The organism is Cupriavidus sp. AU9028 (assembly GCF_019795295.1).
Classification (GTDB): domain Bacteria; phylum Pseudomonadota; class Gammaproteobacteria; order Burkholderiales; family Burkholderiaceae; genus Cupriavidus.
In genome coordinates, this window is record NZ_JAIMCG010000004.1 from 221,028 (window position 1) to 239,901 (window position 18,874).

17 protein-coding genes and 1 riboswitch are annotated in these 18,874 nt (G+C 67.4%); of the genes, 9 read left to right on the forward strand and 8 right to left on the reverse strand.

Annotated elements, in window-relative coordinates; genetic code table 11:
* Positions 1-78: 78 nt before the first annotated feature.
* Positions 79-1,974: a phosphomethylpyrimidine synthase ThiC gene (gene thiC / locus K6V06_RS06630; RefSeq protein ID WP_222241247.1), complete on the reverse strand. Its 1,896-nt coding sequence runs from the start codon at positions 1,972-1,974 to the stop codon at positions 79-81.
* A 106-nt stretch (positions 1,975-2,080) separates the two neighbouring features.
* A riboswitch (TPP riboswitch) is annotated at positions 2,081-2,182 on the reverse strand.
* 189 nt (positions 2,183-2,371) lie between these two features.
* On the opposite strand from thiC, the gene K6V06_RS06635 reads away from it, so the two are divergent.
* Positions 2,372-4,036 carry an acyl-CoA dehydrogenase family protein gene (locus K6V06_RS06635; protein ID WP_222241249.1) on the forward strand — a complete coding sequence of 555 codons (1,665 nt, stop codon included), beginning with the start codon at positions 2,372-2,374 and terminating at the stop codon, positions 4,034-4,036.
* 74 nt (positions 4,037-4,110) lie between these two features.
* On the opposite strand, the gene K6V06_RS06640 is transcribed toward K6V06_RS06635, so the two are convergent.
* Complete coding sequence (locus K6V06_RS06640) at positions 4,111-5,064, reverse strand: Kdo hydroxylase family protein (protein WP_222241251.1); 954 nt, start codon at positions 5,062-5,064, stop codon at positions 4,111-4,113.
* Positions 5,065-5,348: 284 nt separating this feature from the next.
* Between K6V06_RS06640 and K6V06_RS06645 the strand changes: the two genes are divergently transcribed.
* Both K6V06_RS06645 and K6V06_RS06650 read left to right on the forward strand, forming a co-directional pair.
* On the forward strand, positions 5,349-5,885 hold the full coding sequence (locus K6V06_RS06645; protein WP_222241253.1) for an Hsp20/alpha crystallin family protein: 537 nt from the start codon (positions 5,349-5,351) through the stop codon (positions 5,883-5,885).
* 74 nt (positions 5,886-5,959) lie between these two features.
* The gene (locus K6V06_RS06650; RefSeq protein WP_222241254.1) at positions 5,960-6,337 is read left to right on the forward strand and encodes an Hsp20/alpha crystallin family protein; all 378 of its coding nucleotides are present in this window, start codon (positions 5,960-5,962) and stop codon (positions 6,335-6,337) included.
* A gap of 110 nt (positions 6,338-6,447) precedes the next feature.
* On the opposite strand, the gene metK is transcribed toward K6V06_RS06650, so the two are convergent.
* Entirely contained in the window at positions 6,448-7,611 is a 1,164-nt protein-coding gene (metK, locus tag K6V06_RS06655; protein ID WP_222241257.1) for a methionine adenosyltransferase, read from the reverse strand.
* 304 nt (positions 7,612-7,915) lie between these two features.
* On the opposite strand from metK, the gene K6V06_RS06660 reads away from it, so the two are divergent.
* The 3 genes from K6V06_RS06660 to dapF are packed head-to-tail and all read left to right on the forward strand — an operon-like array spanning position 7,916 to position 10,617.
* Positions 7,916-8,812, forward strand: a complete 897-nt coding sequence (locus tag K6V06_RS06660) for a lysophospholipid acyltransferase family protein (RefSeq protein ID WP_222241538.1) — start codon at positions 7,916-7,918, stop codon at positions 8,810-8,812.
* Positions 8,809-9,702 carry a lipid A biosynthesis lauroyl acyltransferase gene (locus K6V06_RS06665; RefSeq protein ID WP_222241259.1) on the forward strand — a complete coding sequence of 298 codons (894 nt, stop codon included), beginning with the start codon at positions 8,809-8,811 and terminating at the stop codon, positions 9,700-9,702. The genes K6V06_RS06660 and K6V06_RS06665 overlap by 4 nt, the downstream gene beginning before the upstream one ends.
* Before the next feature lie 45 nt (positions 9,703-9,747).
* Positions 9,748-10,617 carry a diaminopimelate epimerase gene (gene dapF / locus K6V06_RS06670; protein WP_222241261.1) on the forward strand — a complete coding sequence of 290 codons (870 nt, stop codon included), beginning with the start codon at positions 9,748-9,750 and terminating at the stop codon, positions 10,615-10,617.
* Between the two features lie 19 nt (positions 10,618-10,636).
* On the opposite strand, the gene pyrE is transcribed toward dapF, so the two are convergent.
* Complete coding sequence (gene pyrE / locus K6V06_RS06675) at positions 10,637-11,317, reverse strand: orotate phosphoribosyltransferase (protein WP_222241263.1); 681 nt, start codon at positions 11,315-11,317, stop codon at positions 10,637-10,639.
* Positions 11,318-11,347: 30 nt separating this feature from the next.
* Here pyrE and K6V06_RS06680 point away from each other — a divergent pair, with 30 nt between their 5' ends.
* Positions 11,348-12,124, forward strand: a complete 777-nt coding sequence (locus K6V06_RS06680) for an exodeoxyribonuclease III (RefSeq protein WP_222241264.1) — start codon at positions 11,348-11,350, stop codon at positions 12,122-12,124.
* Positions 12,125-12,380: 256 nt separating this feature from the next.
* Positions 12,381-13,328, forward strand: a complete 948-nt coding sequence (gene argC, locus K6V06_RS06685) for an N-acetyl-gamma-glutamyl-phosphate reductase (protein ID WP_222241266.1) — start codon at positions 12,381-12,383, stop codon at positions 13,326-13,328.
* 232 nt (positions 13,329-13,560) lie between these two features.
* On the opposite strand, the gene K6V06_RS06690 is transcribed toward argC, so the two are convergent.
* Positions 13,561-14,571 (reverse strand): M48 family metallopeptidase, encoded by a 1,011-nt coding sequence (locus K6V06_RS06690; protein WP_222241268.1) that lies wholly within the window; start codon positions 14,569-14,571, stop codon positions 13,561-13,563.
* Positions 14,572-14,738: 167 nt separating this feature from the next.
* On the opposite strand from K6V06_RS06690, the gene K6V06_RS06695 reads away from it, so the two are divergent.
* On the forward strand, positions 14,739-15,995 hold the full coding sequence (locus tag K6V06_RS06695; RefSeq protein WP_222241270.1) for a muropeptide transporter: 1,257 nt from the start codon (positions 14,739-14,741) through the stop codon (positions 15,993-15,995).
* A 5-nt stretch (positions 15,996-16,000) separates the two neighbouring features.
* Here the strand turns inward: K6V06_RS06695 and K6V06_RS06700 are convergent, their stop codons facing one another.
* The 3 genes from K6V06_RS06700 to K6V06_RS06710 form a co-directional block, all read right to left on the reverse strand.
* Positions 16,001-16,831 (reverse strand): acyl-CoA thioesterase II, encoded by an 831-nt coding sequence (locus K6V06_RS06700; protein WP_222241272.1) that lies wholly within the window; start codon positions 16,829-16,831, stop codon positions 16,001-16,003.
* Between the two features lie 152 nt (positions 16,832-16,983).
* Positions 16,984-17,607 (reverse strand): methionine biosynthesis protein MetW, encoded by a 624-nt coding sequence (gene metW / locus K6V06_RS06705; RefSeq protein WP_222241274.1) that lies wholly within the window; start codon positions 17,605-17,607, stop codon positions 16,984-16,986.
* Entirely contained in the window at positions 17,604-18,776 is a 1,173-nt protein-coding gene (locus tag K6V06_RS06710) for a homoserine O-acetyltransferase (RefSeq protein ID WP_222241276.1), read from the reverse strand. The genes metW and K6V06_RS06710 overlap by 4 nt, the downstream gene beginning before the upstream one ends.
* Between the last annotated feature and the right edge of the window lie 98 nt (positions 18,777-18,874).

The following is an 18,874-nucleotide window of genomic DNA, read 5'->3' on the forward strand; positions in this document are numbered from 1 at the left end:
GCTTGGCCGGCATGCCGCCGAAATCGAGGGAATCCGCGCAAATCCATGGGACCGCCCCGGCGAGCGGGGCGGGCGTCTTCACGAATAGATCTTGCTGCCCTTCTTCACGAACTCGATCGACTTCTGCTGCATGCCCAGCTGCGCGTCGTCGCCGGCCGCCTGGCCCTTGAGCGATTCCGCGTAGTCGCGCACGTCCTGCGTGATCTTCATCGAGCAGAACTTCGGTCCGCACATCGAGCAGAAATGAGCGATCTTGGCGCCTTCGGCCGGCAGCGTCGCATCGTGGAAAGCGCGCGCGCGCTCCGGGTCGAGGCCCAGGTTGAACTGGTCCTCCCAGCGGAACTCGAAGCGCGCCTTCGACAACGCGTTGTCGCGCAACTGCGCACCGGGCCAGCCCTTGGCCAGATCGGCGGCATGCGCGGCGATCTTGTAGGTGATGATGCCCTCGCGCACGTCCTCCTTGTCCGGCAGCCCCAGATGCTCCTTGGGCGTGACGTAGCACAGCATGGCCGTGCCCATCCAGCCGATATTGGCCGCGCCGATGCCGCTGGTGATGTGGTCATAGCCCGGCGCGATGTCGGTCACCAGCGGTCCCAGCGTATAGAACGGGGCTTCGTAGCAGTGCTTCAGTTCCTCGTCCATATTGGCCTGGATGCGCTGCAGCGGCACGTGGCCCGGACCTTCGATCATCACCTGCACATCGTGCTGCCACGCCTTGGCGGTCAGCTCGCCCAGCGTGCGCAGCTCGCCGAACTGCGCCTCGTCGTTGGAATCCGCGATACAGCCCGGACGCAGGCCGTCGCCCAGGCTGAACGACACGTCGTAGGCCTTCATGATTTCGCAGATCTCGTCGAAGTGCGTGTACAGGAAGTTCTCCTTGTGGTGGGCCAGGCACCACTTCGCCATGATCGAGCCCCCGCGCGACACGATGCCGGTGACGCGGTCCGCGGTCAGCGGCACGTAGCGCAGCAGCACGCCGGCGTGGATGGTGAAGTAGTCCACGCCCTGCTCCGCCTGCTCGATCAGCGTGTCGCGGAACATCTCCCAGGTCAGGTCTTCGGCGATGCCGCCGGTCTTGTCCAGCGCCTGGTAGATCGGCACCGTGCCGATCGGCACCGGCGAATTGCGCAGGATCCACTCGCGGGTTTCATGGATGTGCTTGCCGGTGGACAGGTCCATGATGGTGTCCGCGCCCCAGCGGATCGACCAGACCATCTTCTCGACCTCTTCGGCCAGTGACGAGGTCACCGCGGAATTGCCGAGGTTGCCGTTGATCTTCACGCGGAAATTGCGGCCGATGATCATCGGCTCCAGTTCCGTGTGGTTGATGTTGGCCGGGATGATGGCGCGGCCCGCGGCCACTTCCTTGCGCACGAATTCCGGCGTGATGTCCTCCGGACGCAGCGGCAGGCCCGCGCCCAGCGCATTGCCCGGATGCTGGCGCAGCAGCGCCTTGTATTCCGGCTTGTCGTAGAGCGCCTGCAGGTTCAGCGATTCGCGCAGCGCCACGTACTCCATCTCCGGGGTCACGATGCCCCGGCGTGCGTAGTGCATCTGGGTGACGTTGGCACCGGCTCTTGCGCGGCGCGGATTGGTCAGCTGGGCGAAACGCAGGTGCGCCGTGGCCGGATCGTTGGCGCGCGCGCGGCCGTACTCCGACGACAGGCCGGGCAGCACTTCGGTATCGCCTCGTTCCTCGATCCAGCGGCTGCGCACAGGCGGCAGGCCCGCCTTCAGATCGATATGCGTCGCCGGGTCGCTGTACGGACCCGAGGTGTCGTACACCGGAATCGGCGGGTTGGGCATCTCGCCCTGCTCGGTGCGCGTGGCCGTCTGCAGGATGGTGCGCATCGGCACGCGGATGTCGGGCCGGCTACCGGTCAGGTAGGTCTTGTTCGATGCGGGATAGGCGAATTTCTGGTCGAGATCGCTGGCGAGCGACTCGAACGAAGCGGCTGGGGCGGTGCGGGCCATGGGTGTCGTCCTCTTGGTGGGGATGGACGAAACCAGGAGCCCGTCGAGCATGTCCCCTCGAGCGTAGCCGAGGACAAGGCGGCGCATGGAATGCGCCTGCGGGAATGGTGGTCATCGTGAAACTTCCCACGCCGGTACTAACCGGATCGGGTTCGAAGGGACTCTCTCAGCCGCACGGCCCATCCGTACGGCACCCCTGTTTCATCCAACGGGGGGAATTTAAGCACAGGCAGACAGCAGGCGCCAGCCTTGTTTTGCACCGGGCCGCCGCACGCAAGTGCGCCGGGATTCCCTCGGCGCACTTGCGCGGCCTCGCCTACCATGGAGCAACAAGCCCGCAAGGGGCATCGACCAGAACGCGGCCGCCACCGCCAGGACCGCCACGGAGACAGACGCCATGCTCAGCAGCATCGCCACGCACCGCGTGTTCAATCAGGTTCCGGACCTTGCCAACCACAACCTCTTCGGCATCGATGCGGCACTGGCGGCCACGCTGGAGCGGCTCGGCGGCGGCTGGCATGCCGGCGCGCTGCACGAGTTCGGCGCGGCGCTCGGTGCGCCGGAAGTACAGGAATGGGCCGCCCAGGCCAACCGGCTCACGCCCGAGCTGCATACCCACAGCCGCACCGGCGAGCGCATCGACCAGGTCCGCTTCGACCCGGCCTGGCATTCGCTGCTGTCGCTGCTGCGCAGCCAGCAGCTGCAGGCCCTGCCGTTCGCGCAGCCTAAGCCCGGCGCATGGGTGGCACGCACCGCCGGGTATTACCTGCAGGCCCAGGTCGAATCGGGATCGCTGTGCCCGGCCACCATGACGTTTGCCAGTATCCCCGTGCTGATGAAGGAGCCGGACCTGTTCGCGCCGTTGCGCAGCCGGCTCTATGCCCCGGTGCACGACCCTCGCGACCTGCCGTGGCGCGACAAGCAGGCGGTACTGATCGGCATGGGCATGACGGAGAAACAGGGCGGCTCGGACGTGCGGGCCAATACGACGGTGGCCACGCCAGCCGCCGGCGAGGGGCGCGGCGCGCAGTACGCGCTGACCGGCCACAAGTGGTTCTTCTCCGCGCCGATGTGCGATGCCCATCTGGTGGTGGCCCGGATGGAGCGCGAGGACGGCCCGCTGTCGTGCTTCTTCGTGCCGCGCTTTCGCGACGACGGCAGCCACAATGCGGTGCAGATCCAGCGCCTGAAGGACAAGGTGGGCAACCGCTCCAATGCCAGCAGCGAGGTCGAGTTCCGCGAGGCCACCGGCATCCTGATCGGCGAGGAGGGCCGCGGCATCCCGACCATCATCGAGATGGCCAACCATACCCGCCTGGACTGCGTGATCGGCAGCGCGGGCCTGTTGCGGGCAGCGCTGGTCCAGGCCATCCATCACACCCGTCACCGCAGCGCCTTCGGCCGGCTGCTGGCGGACCAGCCGCTGATGCGCAACGTGCTGGCCGATCTCGCGCTGGAGAGCGAGGCGGCGATGCTGCTGATGATGACCCTCGGCCATGCCTTCGAGCAGGCCGGCAGCGACCCGCTCGCCAACGCCTGGAAGCGCATCGTCACTCCGGCCGCCAAGTTCTGGGTCTGCAAGCGAACCATCGAGGCCACGGGCGAAGCAATGGAAGTCTGGGGCGGCAACGGCTATGTCGAGGACAGCCCGATGGCACGCTACTACCGCGAGGCGCCGGTCAATTCGATCTGGGAAGGCTCGGGCAACATCATGTGCCTGGACGTGTTGCGGGCGATCCAGCGCCAGCCCGATGACGCCATGCGGCTGCTGGAGGATATCGACCGCCGCTCGGGCGGCCTTGCCCCGGTGCGGGCGCGGCTGGCCGCGCTGCGGCAGATGCTGGCCGGGACGCCCGACAGGCTCGAAGCGTCGGCACGCCGCTTCTCGCAGGAACTGGTGCTGTGCGCGCAGGCGGCGCTGATGCTCGCCCACGCCGACGAGGAAGCGGCGCAGCTCTTCGTCGCCAGCCGGCTCGCGAGCGACCACGGCCGGGTGTTCGGCACGCTGGACGCCGATCCGGTCCGGCTCGGCCGGCTGATCGAGCGGGCCTGGCCAACCTGATCGCCGTTTGCTCCCCTCGCCCGCCCCGCGGGAGAGGGGCCGGGGGAGAGGGCCAGCGAGCGCCGACCGCCGGCTCAGTTCTCCAGCATCGGCCGCCCGAGCATCCGCGCCAGCACCGCCTCCGGCGAATGCGTCTTGTCGGCAATCGCGCGCGGATCGAGGTAGTAGGTCTGCTCCATCATTGCGCGGCCGCGCATCGCCGCGTGCAGCACCTGGTCGCTGAAGACGATCCAGGTCGACCCCGGCGGGAAATGGAATTCCTGCTGCGGCACCTTCGTCTGGTAGTCCAGATCGGCCTTGGCCAGGTCGTGCAGCTGCAGCATGCGGTGGTCGTATTCCGAGCGCTTGCGCTTGGTGATGCGCAGCTGCTTCATCAGCCACGCCTGCCCCGGCCACATGCCGCGCGTCTGCGGCACGAAGCGGTTGGCGAAGTCGGCAAACGGTTCGCCGACCCGCCACACGCGCGGCGCCTGGGGGTCGATGTTGTGGAACACGCGCAGCAGCCGCTTGCCGAGCATCGGGTTGGACGGGAAGGAATCCACATGCAGCCGCGTATCGTCCTTGCGCCAGCTTACCGGGCGGCCGGCGATCTCGCTGGGCCGCAGCGAGGTGCCGGCGCGCTCCAGCCACGGGCCGTAGTCAGGGAACAACGACAACACGAGCTGCTCGCTGAGCTGCGCGTAGCGCCGCACCAGCGCGGTCAGGTCCGCCAGATCCTTGTCGCTGCCAACCGCGCCGCGCACCGTCGATTCGGTGGAACGCAGGTTGATGTTCTTGGACTTGCCGTCGGACCAGCGGCTGTCGAGAAAGCGCTCCTCGCCCGGTTCGAAGCGGAAATGCAGGTCCGGGAAGTACAGCACCGCGCCCTGCTCCAGGTCGCGGCGCAGGCCGGCCGCGGTTTCCGCACGCAACTGCGGTGCCCACACCGTGTAGGGCTGCGGCCGGATCAGATCCAGCCCGCCAGTTGCCGGGAACGGCTGCGCAGCGGCAGCCTGGCTTTCGGGACGCAGAGCGGTTTGAGCGGACATCGTCTTCCTCGGAATGCTGGGGCGTGGAACGCCGGCGGAGCCAGGGTCCGGCCATCGATGATGGGGACCGGCGACAGCCGCGATTCTACCGCTGTCCCACGGTGCATGCTCCCGGCACGCCCCGGCCCCGCATCCGGTGCGAATGCCCTCTTGAAGCCGCGCAAGACGGCACTACATTCGATGCCAGAGACGGCCGCATCGACGCCCCCCGCGGCGCTACGGCGGTCGCCGCGTCCCTTACGCAAGACAGTTTTGCAGTAGCCCCCTTTGCAAGGAGGAAAACCATGTACGGATCATTGCTCAGTGCTCCGGGCACGCTGTTCGCCGAATTTGACCGGCTGCAACGCGAACTGCAGCAGGCCTTCACCACCCCCAGCAGCATCCGCGCAGTGGCGCGCGGCAGCTTCCCCGCGGTCAACATCGGCACCACGCCCGCCAGCGTCGAAATCTACGCCTTCGCGCCCGGCATCGATCCGGCCTCGCTCGAAGTCAGCGTCGACCGCGGCCTGCTGACCATCGCCGGCCAGCGCCTGGCACAGGGCGCGGCCTCGGGCGGCGCCGACCCGGAAGCGAATGCCGCCGCCGACTACGGCGCGGGCAAGGAGGCCGAGGGCGCTGCCGCCCAATCGGCCCCGGCGAGCCAGGGCCGCGACGTCAACGTCTATGTGCGCGAGCGCTTCAACGGCAGCTTCCGCCGCGTCATCACGCTGCCCGAAGACGTCGATACCGCCCGCATCGAAGCGGTCTACCGCGATGGCGTGCTGCGCATCTCGGTCGCCCGTCGCGAAGCCGCGCAACCGCGCCGGATCACGGTCAGCTGATGGCCTGAGGGCGAGGAAACGAGATCGTCATGCCGCCGGCCCCGGCCGGCGCAATTCGTGACAGGAGAATCACCATGAATCAGCGTGCCATTGCCAACCACGAGGACAGCCAGCGCGAAGCGACGCCGCTGGTGCCCCGCGTCGATGTGTCCGAGGACGCCACCGGCATCACCGTGCTGGCCGACCTGCCCGGCGTCAGCCGCGACGGCCTGCATGTGCGCGTCGACAACGACAGCCTGACCATCGAGGGCGAGATCCAGCCGGATCTGCCCGAAGGGCTGGAGCCGGTCTACGCCGAAGTGCAGGTGGCGCGCTACAAGCGCGTCTTCACGCTGAGCCGCGAGCTCGACAGCGGCGCCATCTCGGCATCGCTGAAGGACGGCGTGCTGAACCTGCGCATTCCGAAGCAAGCCCATGCCCAGCCGCGCCGGATCGAGGTGAAGGTCGGCTGATGGGGCCGGCATCGTCCGGCCAATCGACGTAAAAAGGCCCCCGCCACATTGCCGTGGCGGGGGCCTTTCTTGTTTGCAGCAGGAAGGACCGGCCCTCCCGGCAGCCGGGCTTACAGGCCGGCGGCGGCGCGCAGCGCGGCGGCCTTGTCGGTCGCCTCCCACGAGAATTCCGGCTCCTCGCGGCCGAAGTGGCCGTAGGCAGCGGTCTTCTGATAGATCGGGCGCAGCAGATCCAGCATCTGCACGATGCCCTTCGGGCGCAGATCGAAGTGCTCCAGCACCAGGCGGGCGATCGCGTCGTCCGGAATGCGGCCGGTGCCTTCGGTGTAGACCGTCACGTTGATCGGCCGCGCCACGCCGATGGCATAGCTGACCTGCACCTGGCACTGTCGCGCGAGGCCGGCCGCGACAATGTTCTTGGCGACATAGCGCGCTGCGTACGCCGCCGAGCGGTCCACCTTGGACGGATCCTTGCCCGAGAAGGCGCCACCGCCGTGGGGCGCCGCGCCACCGTAGGTGTCGACGATGATCTTGCGGCCAGTCAGGCCGCAGTCGCCCTGCGGGCCACCGATCACGAAGCGCCCGGTCGGGTTGACCAGGTACTTGGTGTCCTTGAGCATCTCCGCCGGCAGCACCGGCTTGATGATCTCCTCGACCACCGCCTCCTGGATCTGCGTCTGGGTGATGTCCGGCGCGTGCTGGGTCGACAGCACCACCGTATCGACGCTATGCGGACGACCGTCCACATAGCGCACGGTCACCTGCGACTTCGCGTCGGGACGCAGCCAGGGCAGGCGGCCGTCGCGGCGCAGTTGCGACTGACGCTCTACCAGGCGATGCGAGTAGTAGATCGGGAACGGCATCAGCTCCGGCGTCTCGTCGCAGGCATAGCCGAACATCAGGCCCTGGTCACCGGCGCCCTGGTTCAGATAATCGTCCGAGGCGCGGTCGACGCCCTGGGCAATATCCGGCGATTGCTTGTCGTACGCGACCAACACCGCGCAGCCCTTGTAATCGATGCCGTACTCGGTGTTGTCGTAGCCGATGCGCTTGATGGTGTCGCGGGCGACCTGAATGTAATCGACGTTGGCCGACGTGGTAATTTCCCCGGCCAGCACCACCAGCCCGGTGTTGCACAGCGTCTCGGCGGCGACACGGGCGTATTTGTCCTGCGCCAGGATGGCATCGAGGACGGCGTCGGAAATCTGGTCGGCGACCTTGTCGGGATGGCCTTCGGAGACGGATTCCGAAGTAAACAGGAAGTCGTTTGCCACGAACTTTTCTCCAGGTTGGCTAATCAGCGGCTGCTAGCTTTTGTGCTTTTAGGGCTATTGCGCGCCAACCATGCTGAGCTCGGGCGGCGACGCTTTAGCGGTATTTGGGCGAACCTGTGCGGTCCGCATCGCCCCGCAAGTTGTCAGTTAACTCGGCGATGCGCGGTATTATACGCGCCTGCAAGCTGCGGCGCAGCCGCTCGCGCGAAGCGGACCCTTGAACAAAAACAACACTGAAGCGGCGACGTTCCGGCGCAACCGGACGCCCCGAACGCCCGCGCCGCCACGCAGTCGTATTGATTCGATGACTTTTCTGTTCTGGCTGATCTCCCGTCTGCCACTGCGCTGGCTTCAGGCAGCCGGCGGCGCCCTGGGCCTGTTCGCCGCCCGGCTTCCCGGCCGGTATCACGACCGTCTGCGCGCCAACTTCCTGCACGCCTTTCCCGACGCCACCCCGGCCATGATCGACGAGGCCGCACGCTCCGCTGGCCGGATGATCCTCGAGATGCCGTATTTCTGGAGCCGGCCGGTCATCAAAGCCCAGCTGTACGACTTCGACGAGATCGTCTGGCCCAGGGTGGAGCAACTGCTGGAAGAGGGCCGCGGACTGATTGTCCTTACGCCGCATCTAGGCTGTTTCGAAGTGCTGCCGCAGTCTTATGCCGTGCGCGGGCCGGTCACGGCCATGTTCAAGCCGCCGAGCCAGCCCTGGCTGCGCGAGTGGATCGCAAAGATGCGCAGCCGTCACAACATGGCGATGGCGCCCGCCAATCCTCGCGGGGTCCGCATGCTGGTCAAGGCGCTCAAGCGCGGCGAAGCCATTGGCATCCTGCCCGATCAGGTGCCGACCGGTGGCGAAGGCGCCTGGGCCCCGTTCTTCGGCCGCCCCGCCTACACCATGACGCTGGTACAGCGTCTGCAACAATGGAGCGGCGCCCCGCTGGCGATCGTTGCCGCCGTGCGCCTGCCACAGGGCGCCGGCTATCGGGCCCACATCCGCGTCATCGATGACATGCTGCCCGACGATCCCGCCGAGGCGGCCGCCGTGATCAACCGCACGGTCGAGGAGCTGATCGCCCTGGCCCCGACCCAGTACTTGTGGGGCTACAACCGCTACAAGCATCCCGCCGGGGCGGAGTTGCCCCCCGCGGTCGATGCCCGGGCGGCAATGCCGGCCCCGGAAACCACAGAAAACAGATGAGCCGTTTCATGACCACGCTGGGCATCGGTCTGCTGACCGTGCTCGGCAAGCTGCCCTACCCCCTGGTGGCCCGTTTCGGCGAGGCGCTGGGCAGCCTGCTGTACCGCATTCCGAGCAGCCGCCGGCGCGTGGTGCAGGCCAACCTGCGGCTGGCCTTCCCCGACAAGAGCGACGCCCAGATCGAAGAGCTGTCGCGGCAGTCGTTTCGTTCGGTCTTTCGCAGCTTCGCAGAGCGCGGCATTTTCTGGACCGGCAGCGAGGCGCAGATGCGCCGCTGGGTGCAGATCGACGACCAGGCAGACCTGGTGGCGCTGGACGGCACGCCTCACATCCTCGTCACGCTGCACCTGGCGGGGGTCGAAGCGGGCGCGATCCGGCTGACCATCCACCTGCGCGACCATGTCGGCCGCTCGGGTGCCTCGCTGTACACCAAACAGAAGAACGACCTGTTCGACGCCTTCCTGAAGAAGGCGCGCGGCCGCTTCGGGGCGCAGATGATCGCGCGCAACGACAGCGCCCGCAACGTGCTGCGCTGCCTGAAGCAGGGCCAGGCCATGCAGCTGATCGCCGACATGGACTTCGGCGAGCGCGATTCGGAATTCGTGCCGTTCTTCGGCGTACAGGCCCTGACCCTGACCTCGGTGTCGCGGCTGGCGCGAGTCACCGGCGCCAAGGTGGTGCCGATCTATACCGAACAGTTGCCGGACTACCAGGGCTATGTGCTGCACATCCTGCCGGCCTGGGACAACTATCCTGGCGAGAGCGTGACCGAAGATACCCGCCGGATGAACGCCTTCTTCGAGGACTGCATCCGGCCCCGGATCGCCGAGTACTACTGGGTCCACAAGCGCTTCAAGCACCGCCCGCCCGGCGAACCCGATATATATTGACGTTTCGGACCAGCCCCACCCCCGACCTGCATTCCCTGAACCGCCATGAAGCTGCAATTCACCAAGATGCACGGCGCCGGCAACGACTTCGTCGTGCTGGACGGCATTCACCAGACCCTGAACCTGACGCCCGAGCAGTGGCGGGCGCTCGCCAGCCGCCATTTCGGCGTCGGTGCGGACCAGATTCTGGTGGTGGAAAAGCCCAGCCGTGACGACGTCGATTTCCGCTATCGCATCTTCAACGCGGACGGCGGCGAGGTCGAACACTGCGGCAATGGCGCGCGCTGCTTCGTGCGCTTCGTCTCGGACCATGGCCTGACCGACAAGCGCTCGATCCGGGTCGAGGTGATGAACGGCGTCATCACGCTGACGCTGCAGGACGACGGCCAGGTGACGGTGGACATGGGCGCGCCCGAGTTCGAGCCGTCCCGCATCCCCTTCGATCCGGCGCAGTCGCCGCAGCGCACCGAAGGCGACGACACGCTGTACGGGCTGGAAGTGAACGGTCGCACCGCGTGGATCTCGGCGGTGTCGATGGGCAACCCGCACGCGGTGCAGGTGGTGGACGACACCGAGCTGTTCCCGGTGCGCGAGGACGGGCCCGTGATCGAGCAGCACGCGACCTTTCCGCGCCGCGTCAACGCCGGCTTCATGCAGGTCGTCGATCGCCACTCGATCCGGCTGCGCGTCTACGAGCGCGGGGCCGGGGAGACGCTGGCCTGCGGCACTGGCGCCTGCGCGGCGGTGGTCGCGGGCATCCGGCGTGGCCTGCTGGACTCGCCGGTGCGGGTGCAGACCCATGGCGGCGAGCTGACCATCGCCTGGGAGGGAGCGGGAACCCCGGTGCGGATGACCGGGCCCGCCACCACGGTGTTCGAGGGCACCGTGGATATCGACGCGCTGATGGCCCGTTGACTCGGGCCGGCCCTCGGCGTCAGACGCCGTAGCGCTGTCGGTACGCGGCCACCGCATCGCGGTGCGCCGCCAGCGACGAATCCTGGCCGGCGTCGAGATAGGCCAGCAGATCGGCCAGCGACGCGATCGCGATCACCGGCACGCCAAACTCGCGCTGCACGTCCTGCACCGCCGAATGCGTGCCGATCTGCTCGGCCGTGCCACTCTTTTCCATCCGGTCCAGCGCGATCAGCACCGCCGCCGGCTCCGCCCCCGCGGCGCGGATCATCTGCATCGACTCGCGCACCGAGGTGCCGGCCGAAATCACGTCGTCGACGATCACCACCTTGCCGCGCAGCTTGGCACCGACCAGCGTGCCGCCTTCGCCGTGGTCCTTGGCTTCCTTGCGGTTGTAGGCGAAGCCGACGTTGCGCCCCATCCCCGCCAGCGCCACTGCGGTGGCCGATGCCAGCGTGATTCCCTTGTAGGCCGGGCCGAACAGCATGTCGAACTCGACGCCCGAGCCGAGCAGGGTTTTCGCATAGAATTGCGCCACCTGGCCGAGGGTCGCGCCCTCGTTGAACAGGCCCGCGTTGAAGAAATACGGCGACTTGCGGCCCGCCTTGGTGATGAATTCGCCAAACGACAGCACGCCCGCATCCAGCGCGAAGCGAATGAAGGTCTGGCTGAGCGCGTCGGTCTGCGTGGTCTGCTGCGTCATCTTTTCTCTCTGAATCAAAAATTTCCCGCGATGTTACGGATTATCAGTGCCAACCTCAACGGCATTCGCTCCGCCGCCAAGAAGGGCTTCTTCGAGTGGATGGCGAAGCAGGACGCCGACATGGTCTGCGTGCAGGAACTCAAGGCGCAGGAAGCGGACATGACCGAGGCCTTCCTCAGGCCGCACGGATATCACGGCTACTTCCACTATGCGCAGAAGAAGGGCTACAGCGGCGTCGGCCTGTACACCCGCCATCAGCCCGAGCGGGTCGTCTGCGGCTTCGGCAACGAGGAATTCGATAGCGAGGGGCGCTATGTCGAGGTCCAGTACCCGCATCTGGCGGTGATCTCCGTCTATGTGCCGTCCGGCTCCAGCGGCGAAGAGCGGCAGCTGGCCAAGTACCGCTTCATGGAGGCCTTCCTGCCGCACCTGCTGCAACTGAAGGCGAGCGGGCGCGAAATCGTGCTGTGCGGAGATGTCAACATCGCGCACAAGGAAATCGACATCAAGAACTGGAAGGGCAACCTGAAGAACTCGGGCTTCCTGCCCGAGGAGCGCGCCTGGATCGGCGAACTGTTCGACGTGCACGGCTATGTCGACGTGTTCCGCAAGCTCGACCCGCGCCCCGACCAGTACACGTGGTGGAGCAACCGCGGCCAGGCCTACGCCAAGAACGTCGGCTGGCGCATTGACTACCACCTCGCCACCCCGAAGATCGCCGACACGGCAAAGCTGTGCTCGATCTACAAGGACGAGAAGTTCAGCGACCACGCGCCGTTGTCGATCGATTACGACTTCGCGCTGTAGGCGGCTCAAGGTTTGCTCCCCTCGCCCGCTTGCGGGAGAAGGGCCGGGGGAGAGGGCCATCCGAGCCGCGCCGCTTGCCGCCGCAGTTCTTCTCCCCTCGCCCGCTTGCGGGAGAGGGGCCGGGGGAGAGGGTAACAGCCCGCAATCCCGACACCCGCCCCACATCCCGCTACAATGACTCTTCGCCCGGCCGTCTACCAATTCACGGCCGACTCTTCACCATTCGCTATCCAGCGTTACACCTAGCGAGTCCCCCATGGCATTCAAAGTGTTCGTCGACGGTCAGGAAGGCACCACCGGCCTGCGCCTGCTCGATTATCTGTCCGGTCGTCCCGATGTCGAACTGCTGCGTATCGCGGAAGACAAGCGCAAGGACTCGGCCGAGCGAGCACGCTTCCTGAACGCCGCGGACGTGGCCTTCCTGTGCCTGCCGGACGTTGCCTCGCGCGAGGCCGTGTCGCTGGTGACCAATCCGGATACCTGCGTCATCGACGCCAGCACGGCCTTCCGCACCGCCGACAACTGGGCCTACGGCCTGCCCGAGCTGGTGCGCGGCCAGCGCGAGAAGATCCGCGCCAGCAAGCGCATCGCCGTGCCCGGCTGCCACGCCAGCGCCTTCGTGCTGGCCGTGCGTCCGCTGGTCGACGCCGGCGTGATGCAGCCCGACTACCCGGTCACCGCGTTCTCGCTGACCGGCTACAGCGGCGGCGGCAAGAAGATGATTGCGGACTTCGAGGCCGGCGGCAATCCGAAGCTGGACAGCCCGCGCGCCTACGCCCTCGGCCTGGAGCACAAGCACCTGCCGGAAATGCGCGTGCAGACGGGCCTGGCCCAGGCGCCGATCTTCAGCCCGATCGTCGGCAAGTTCTACAAGGGTCTGGCCGTCACCGTGCCGGTGTTCCCCGACCGCCTGGCGCGCAAGGTCTCGCCCGAGCAGATCGTCGACATCTATCGCCGCCACTACGAGGGCGAGCAGTTCGTGCGCGTGATGAATGCCGCCAGTGACGAGAACCTGGACAACGGCTTCTTCGATGTGCAGGCCAACAACGACACCAACCGGGTCGACTTGTTCGTGTTCGGCTCGGCCGAGCGCATCGTGCTGATGGCCCGCCTGGACAACCTGGGCAAGGGCGCGGCCGGCGCGGCCGTGCAATGCATGAACGTGCATATCGGCGCGGACGAGGCGACCGGGTTGGCCGCCTGAGGCTTCGCGCACGGCGCCGAGAGCCCTCTCCCCCGGCCCCTCTCCCGCAGTGCGGGAGAGGGGAGAACACCGAAGGGCAGCTTGCGGCTGAGGGTTCGCTCCCCTCGCCCGCAGTGCGGGAGAGGGGAGAACACCGAAGGGCGCTTGCGGCTGAGGGTTCGCTCCCCTCGCCCGCTTGCGGGAGAGGGGCCGGGGGAGAGGGTAGCCGAGGCATCCGCCCCCTCCAGCCTCCCTACTTCGTCAGCGGCTTCTGCCGATCCTCATCCCCGCGATCCACCGGCGCGCTGCCCAGCCCAGCCATATTGGCCCGGTACGGCGGCAGCCTGTCCACGGTCGTATTGATCGCCTTCGCGTATAGCGGCAGCACCTCGGGCAGATGCCGCTCCAGGTCCGCGATGCGCGTCCGCCCGGATGGGTGCGTCGACAGGAAGTCCACGCTCGCGCCGGCCGCGGAGGACTGCGACACCTTGCCCATCTTCTGCCACAGCGTCACCGCCGCACGCGGGTCGTAACCGGCCCGGGCCGCGATATCCATGCCAACCAGGTCGGCCTCGGTCTCGTCCGAGCGCGAAAACTTCAGCGCCAGCAGCTGCGCGCCCGTGCCCAGCGCCAGATTGCCCAGATTGCCGAAGCCGAACAGCTGGGAAATCACGTTGGCGCCGAGATTGGTGATCTCCGCCTTGGCCGCGCGCTCGCGGGCATGTTCCTGCAAGGCATGGGCGATCTCGTGCCCGATCACCATCGCCAGCTCGTCGTCCGTGGCCTTCAGCTGATCGATCAGGCCCGAATAGACCGCGATCTTGCCGCCCGGCATGCAGAACGCATTGACCTGCTTCGAGGCGATCAGATTCACTTCCCACTTCCAGCTCTGCGCCCGGTCGTTCCAGCGCGCCGCATACGGCAGGATGCGCTGCGCGATCGCGCGGGCCCGCTTCAGCTGCGGGTCGCTCGCGGGCGCCAGCGCGCCCTTCTCGCGCGCCTCGCGCTTGATCTGCTCGTACTCCTGCAAGGCCTGCTGCTCGATCGCTTCGGCCGGCACCAGTTGCCGCACCGCCGCGCCGCCAGGCTGCACGCGCACCCCTTCGTTCTGGGCCTGCACTGGCGCGCCCGCCAGAAGCAGGGCACCGGCCGCCAGCGCCGTCAGGCCACGGCGTGCGCAGAAGCGGGCCGGGACGCAAGCGGCAGCAGCGCCGCGCACAAGGCGGGAAGGAGTGGAAAGCAAGCGCGTGTGGATAGGACGCATCGATCGAACGGAATTCGACAGGAGTCATCGGGGCTGGTGCAATAATACACGGCGCTTGTGGGTCCCCTGCGGCACTCCGGGCACCTCCGGCACAACCACCGCTTCCAATCCGTCCACGCGCATCCGGGCCAAGCCAGCCCGCCTCCTTGCAACCCGGCTCCGTCTTCATGACCTTCCAGGACTATCTCGATATTTTCCGCAACCGCCGCATTGGCGCGATGCTGACGCTGGGCTTCGCCTCGGGGCTGCCGCTGGCGCTGACCTCCGGCACCCTGCAGGCCTGGATGACGGTCGAAGGGCTCGACATCCGCACCATCGGCTTCTTCTCGCTGGTCGGCCAGGCCTATATCTTCAAGTTCCTGTGGGCGCCGCTGATGGACCGCTACACAACGCCGCTGCTGGACCGGCGGCGCGGCTGGCTGCTGTTGACCCAGCTCGGACTGGTACTGGGCATCGCCGGCATGGCCTTCTGCCCGCCACGAGAGGCGCTGTGGCTGCTGGCCGGGCTGGCGGCGCTGGTCGCCTTCCTGTCGGCCTCGCAGGACATCGTGTTCGATGCCTACAGCACCGACGTGCTGCGCCCCGCCGAGCGCGGTGCCGGCGCGGCGGTCAAGGTGCTGGGCTACCGGCTGGCCATGCTGGTTTCCGGCGGGCTGGCGCTGTGGCTGGCCGACCGGGTGCTGGGCTGGCAGCAGATGTACCTGCTGATGGCCGGCCTGATGCTGGTGGGCCTGCTGACGCTGCCATGGGCACCCTCGGCGGAAGCCCCCGCCAAGGCGCCGCGTTCCCTCGAGGAAGCCGTGCTCGGACCGCTGCGCGACTTCTTCTCGCGCAGCGGCGCATGGTGGGTGCTGGCGCTGATCGTGCTGTACAAGCTGGGCGACGCCTTCGCCGGCAGCCTGTCCACCACCTTCCTGATCCGCGGGGTCGGTTTCTCCGCGGGCGAGGTCGGGCTGGTCAACAAGACGCTGGGCCTGGCCGCCACCATCGTCGGTGCGCTGTTCGGCGGCACGCTGATGGTCCGGCTCGGGCTGTACCGTTCGCTGATGGTGTTCGGCATCCTGCAGGCGGTGTCCAACTTCGGCTACTGGCTGCTGGCCGTCACCCCGCCGCACCTGTGGTCGATGGGCGCCACCATCGCGGTCGAGAACCTGTGCGGGGGCATGGGCACGGCCGCCTTCGTCGCGCTGCTGATGGCGCTGTGCAACCGCTCGTTCTCGGCCACCCAGTACGCACTGCTCTCGGCGCTCGCCTCGGTCGGCCGGGTCTATGTCGGCCCGAGCTCCGGCTATCTGGTCGAATCGTTCGGCTGGGCGCCGTTCTACCTGGGCACCGTGCTGGTGGCCCTGCCCGGCCTGCTGCTGCTGCACGCCATGCGCGGCACCGTGCTGCGCTACGAGGAGCAGGCCAGGAACGGCAACTGACGGCCCTACTGCTTGTAGTAGACGATCTGGTGCGAGCTGGCGACCAGCTCGCCGCCGGGGCTCCACAGTTGCGCCGTCTGGTCGAAAAAGCCCTGCCGGAACACCTGCGCGCGCGCGCTGCCCAGCACGAAGCCGTCGCCAAGCGTGGCCAGCGTGGCGGCGTCGGCGTGGTAGTAGACGGTCATCGACACCGTGCCTGCCGGCACGAAGCCCGGCCGCTTCAGGAAGATGCGGGGGTAGAAGCTGTCGCACCAGGCCGTCACCGAACAGTAGTCGGGCGCCCTGGGCGGCTGATCGCGCAGCCAGAATTGCGTCAGGCTGTCCGGATTCTCGCCCTGCGCATCGGCGGGCGGCTTGGCCCCGCGCACCGGGCGCATCTCGTACGACTTGAACCAGTTGACCGGTGCAAAGCCGGCGGGCAGCGGATCGGACGCCTCGGGCGGCGGGGCGTCCGGCATCGTCGCTTCGCCACTGCCCCAGGTGTCGCGCCGGGTCGCGAACACGGCCGTTGCGGTCGTCGTGATGTCCCCGTTCTGCAACAGCGCCAGCGTCCAGTGCTGGGTGGACCGGTTGGTCCGTGCCGGCCGCGCTTCGACCTCGAACGGACCCTCCGCGATCGGACCGGCGAAATTGACGGTCAGCGAGACAGGGTCGCCGAGCCGGTCGGGATGGTCGAGCACGGCGCGCAGCATCGCCGCGGCGGTGATCCCGCCGAACGGGCCGATCATGTTCCAGTAGGCGGCGCTGGTGCGGCCGCCGAAGCGATCGTCGCCGATGCGCTCCAGCTTCAGGGCATCGTCAAAGGGATGGACGGACTGCGAGGGCGCTGCGGACATGACGGGTCTCCTGGCGAACGCGAGCCGGCACGGTGGGATGCGTCGGACTGGACGGCAGCCGAACGACCGTTCGCTTTTTTACGCTACGGTAGCGGTCGCCATCGTTGCCGTCAACCGGATGCAGCCGCCCCCGCGCCTCCATTCGGCCGGACTCAGGCCCCGCAAACCCGGTAGACCGCCAGACTGCCGCGCCAGTTGACGCCCCAGTTGACCGTCACGCCCTCGTGCATCACCACCCGGTCGATCACCCGCAGCCCGACCTTGGGTGCCAGCTCCTCGAAGTCGCCGATGGTCAGCACGCGCACGTTCGGAGTGTCGTACCACTGGTACGGCAGCGATTCCGACACCGGCATGCGCCCGCGGAAGATCGACAGCCGGTGCGGCCAGTAGCCGAAATTGGGGAACGAGACGATGCACTCGCGCCCGACCCGCAGCGTCTCGCGCAGGACCTGGGCCGTGTTGTGGATGGTCTGCAGCGTCTGCGACAGGATCACCGTGTCGAAGCTCTTGTCCTCGAACAGCGCCAGCCCGCCCTCCAGGTCCTGCTGGATGACATGCACGCCGTTGCCCACGCAGGCCAGCACCCCCTCGTCGCGGATCTCGATGCCATACGCCTGCACATCGAGCTCGTCCTGCAGCACGCGCAACAGGCTGCCATCGCCACAACCCAGGTCGAGCACCGTCGCGTTCGGTTCGATCCAGCGGGCAATCGCGCGAAAGTCCGGCCGGCGCGCCAGCACCCCGCTGGCCGCCGCGGAAATGGCCTTGGCGTTCATGCTCCGACCTCCGTGGCAATGCGTTCGTAATAGGCGCGCATCACGTTGTGATAGCGCGGATCGTCGAGCAGGAAGGCATCGTGGCCATGCGGGGCGTCGATCTCCGCGTAGGTGACGGGGCGCTTGTTGTCCAGCAGCGCCTTGACCAGTTCCCGGCTGCGGCTGGGGGCGAAGCGCCAATCGGTGGTAAAGCTGGCCACCAGGAAGCTCGCCTGCGTCTGCGATACCGCGCGCGTCAGATCGCCGCCGAAGGACAGGGCGGGGTCGAAGTAATCCAGCGCGCGGGTAATCAGCAGGTAGGTATTGGCGTCGAAATACTCGGCGAACTTGTCGCCCTGATAGCGCAGATAGCTCTCGACCTGGAACTCGACATCGAACGAGTAGCGGATATCCTCGGCCTTCAGCTCGCGGCCAAACTTCTCCGCCATGTCCTCGTCGGACAGATAGGTGATATGGCCGATCATCCGCGCCACGCGCAGCCCGCGCTTTGGCTTCACGCCGTGCGCGTAGTAGTTGCCGCCGTGGAAATCCGGGTCCGACAGGATCGCGCTGCGCGCGACCTCGTTGAAGGCGATGTTCTGCGCGGACAGCTTCGGTGTCGAAGCCACCACGATGCAGTGGCGCAGCCGGTCCGGATACAGCAGGCTCCAGGCCAGCGCCTGCATGCCGCCAAGGCTGCCGCCCATCACCGCGGCAAACTGGCGGATGCCGAAGGCGTCGGCCACGCGGGCCTGCGCGTTGACCCAGTCTTCCACCGTCACCACCGGAAACGTGGCGCCGAAGGGCGCGCCGGTCGCCGGGTTGATACTCATCGGCCCCGTCGAGCCGAAGCAGGACCCCAGGTTGTTGACGCCAATGACGAAAAAGCGGTTGGTATCCAGCGGCTTGCCTGGTCCCACCATGTTGTCCCACCAGCCCACATCGCGTGGGTCGTCGGCATAGAGGCCGGCGACATGGTGGGAGGCGTTCAGCGCGTGGCAGACCAGCACCGCGTTGGTCCGCTCGGGATTGAGCGTACCGTAGGTCTCCACCATCAGATCGTAGCCGGCCAGGGAGGAGCCGTTGCGCAGCGGCAGCGGCTCGGCGAAGTGCATCCGCTGCGGAGTCACGAAGCCGACCGAATCGGCCGGCGGGGCCAGCGAGGCTGGCGGCGAGGCAAGGTCAGTCATGGATAGCGCCCGTCAAGGCGGGCGTCGGCAAAGCGCGCATAAAAAAACCCGACCGGTCTTGCGTGATGTCACGCAGCCAAATCGGGTTTCTCGCGCCG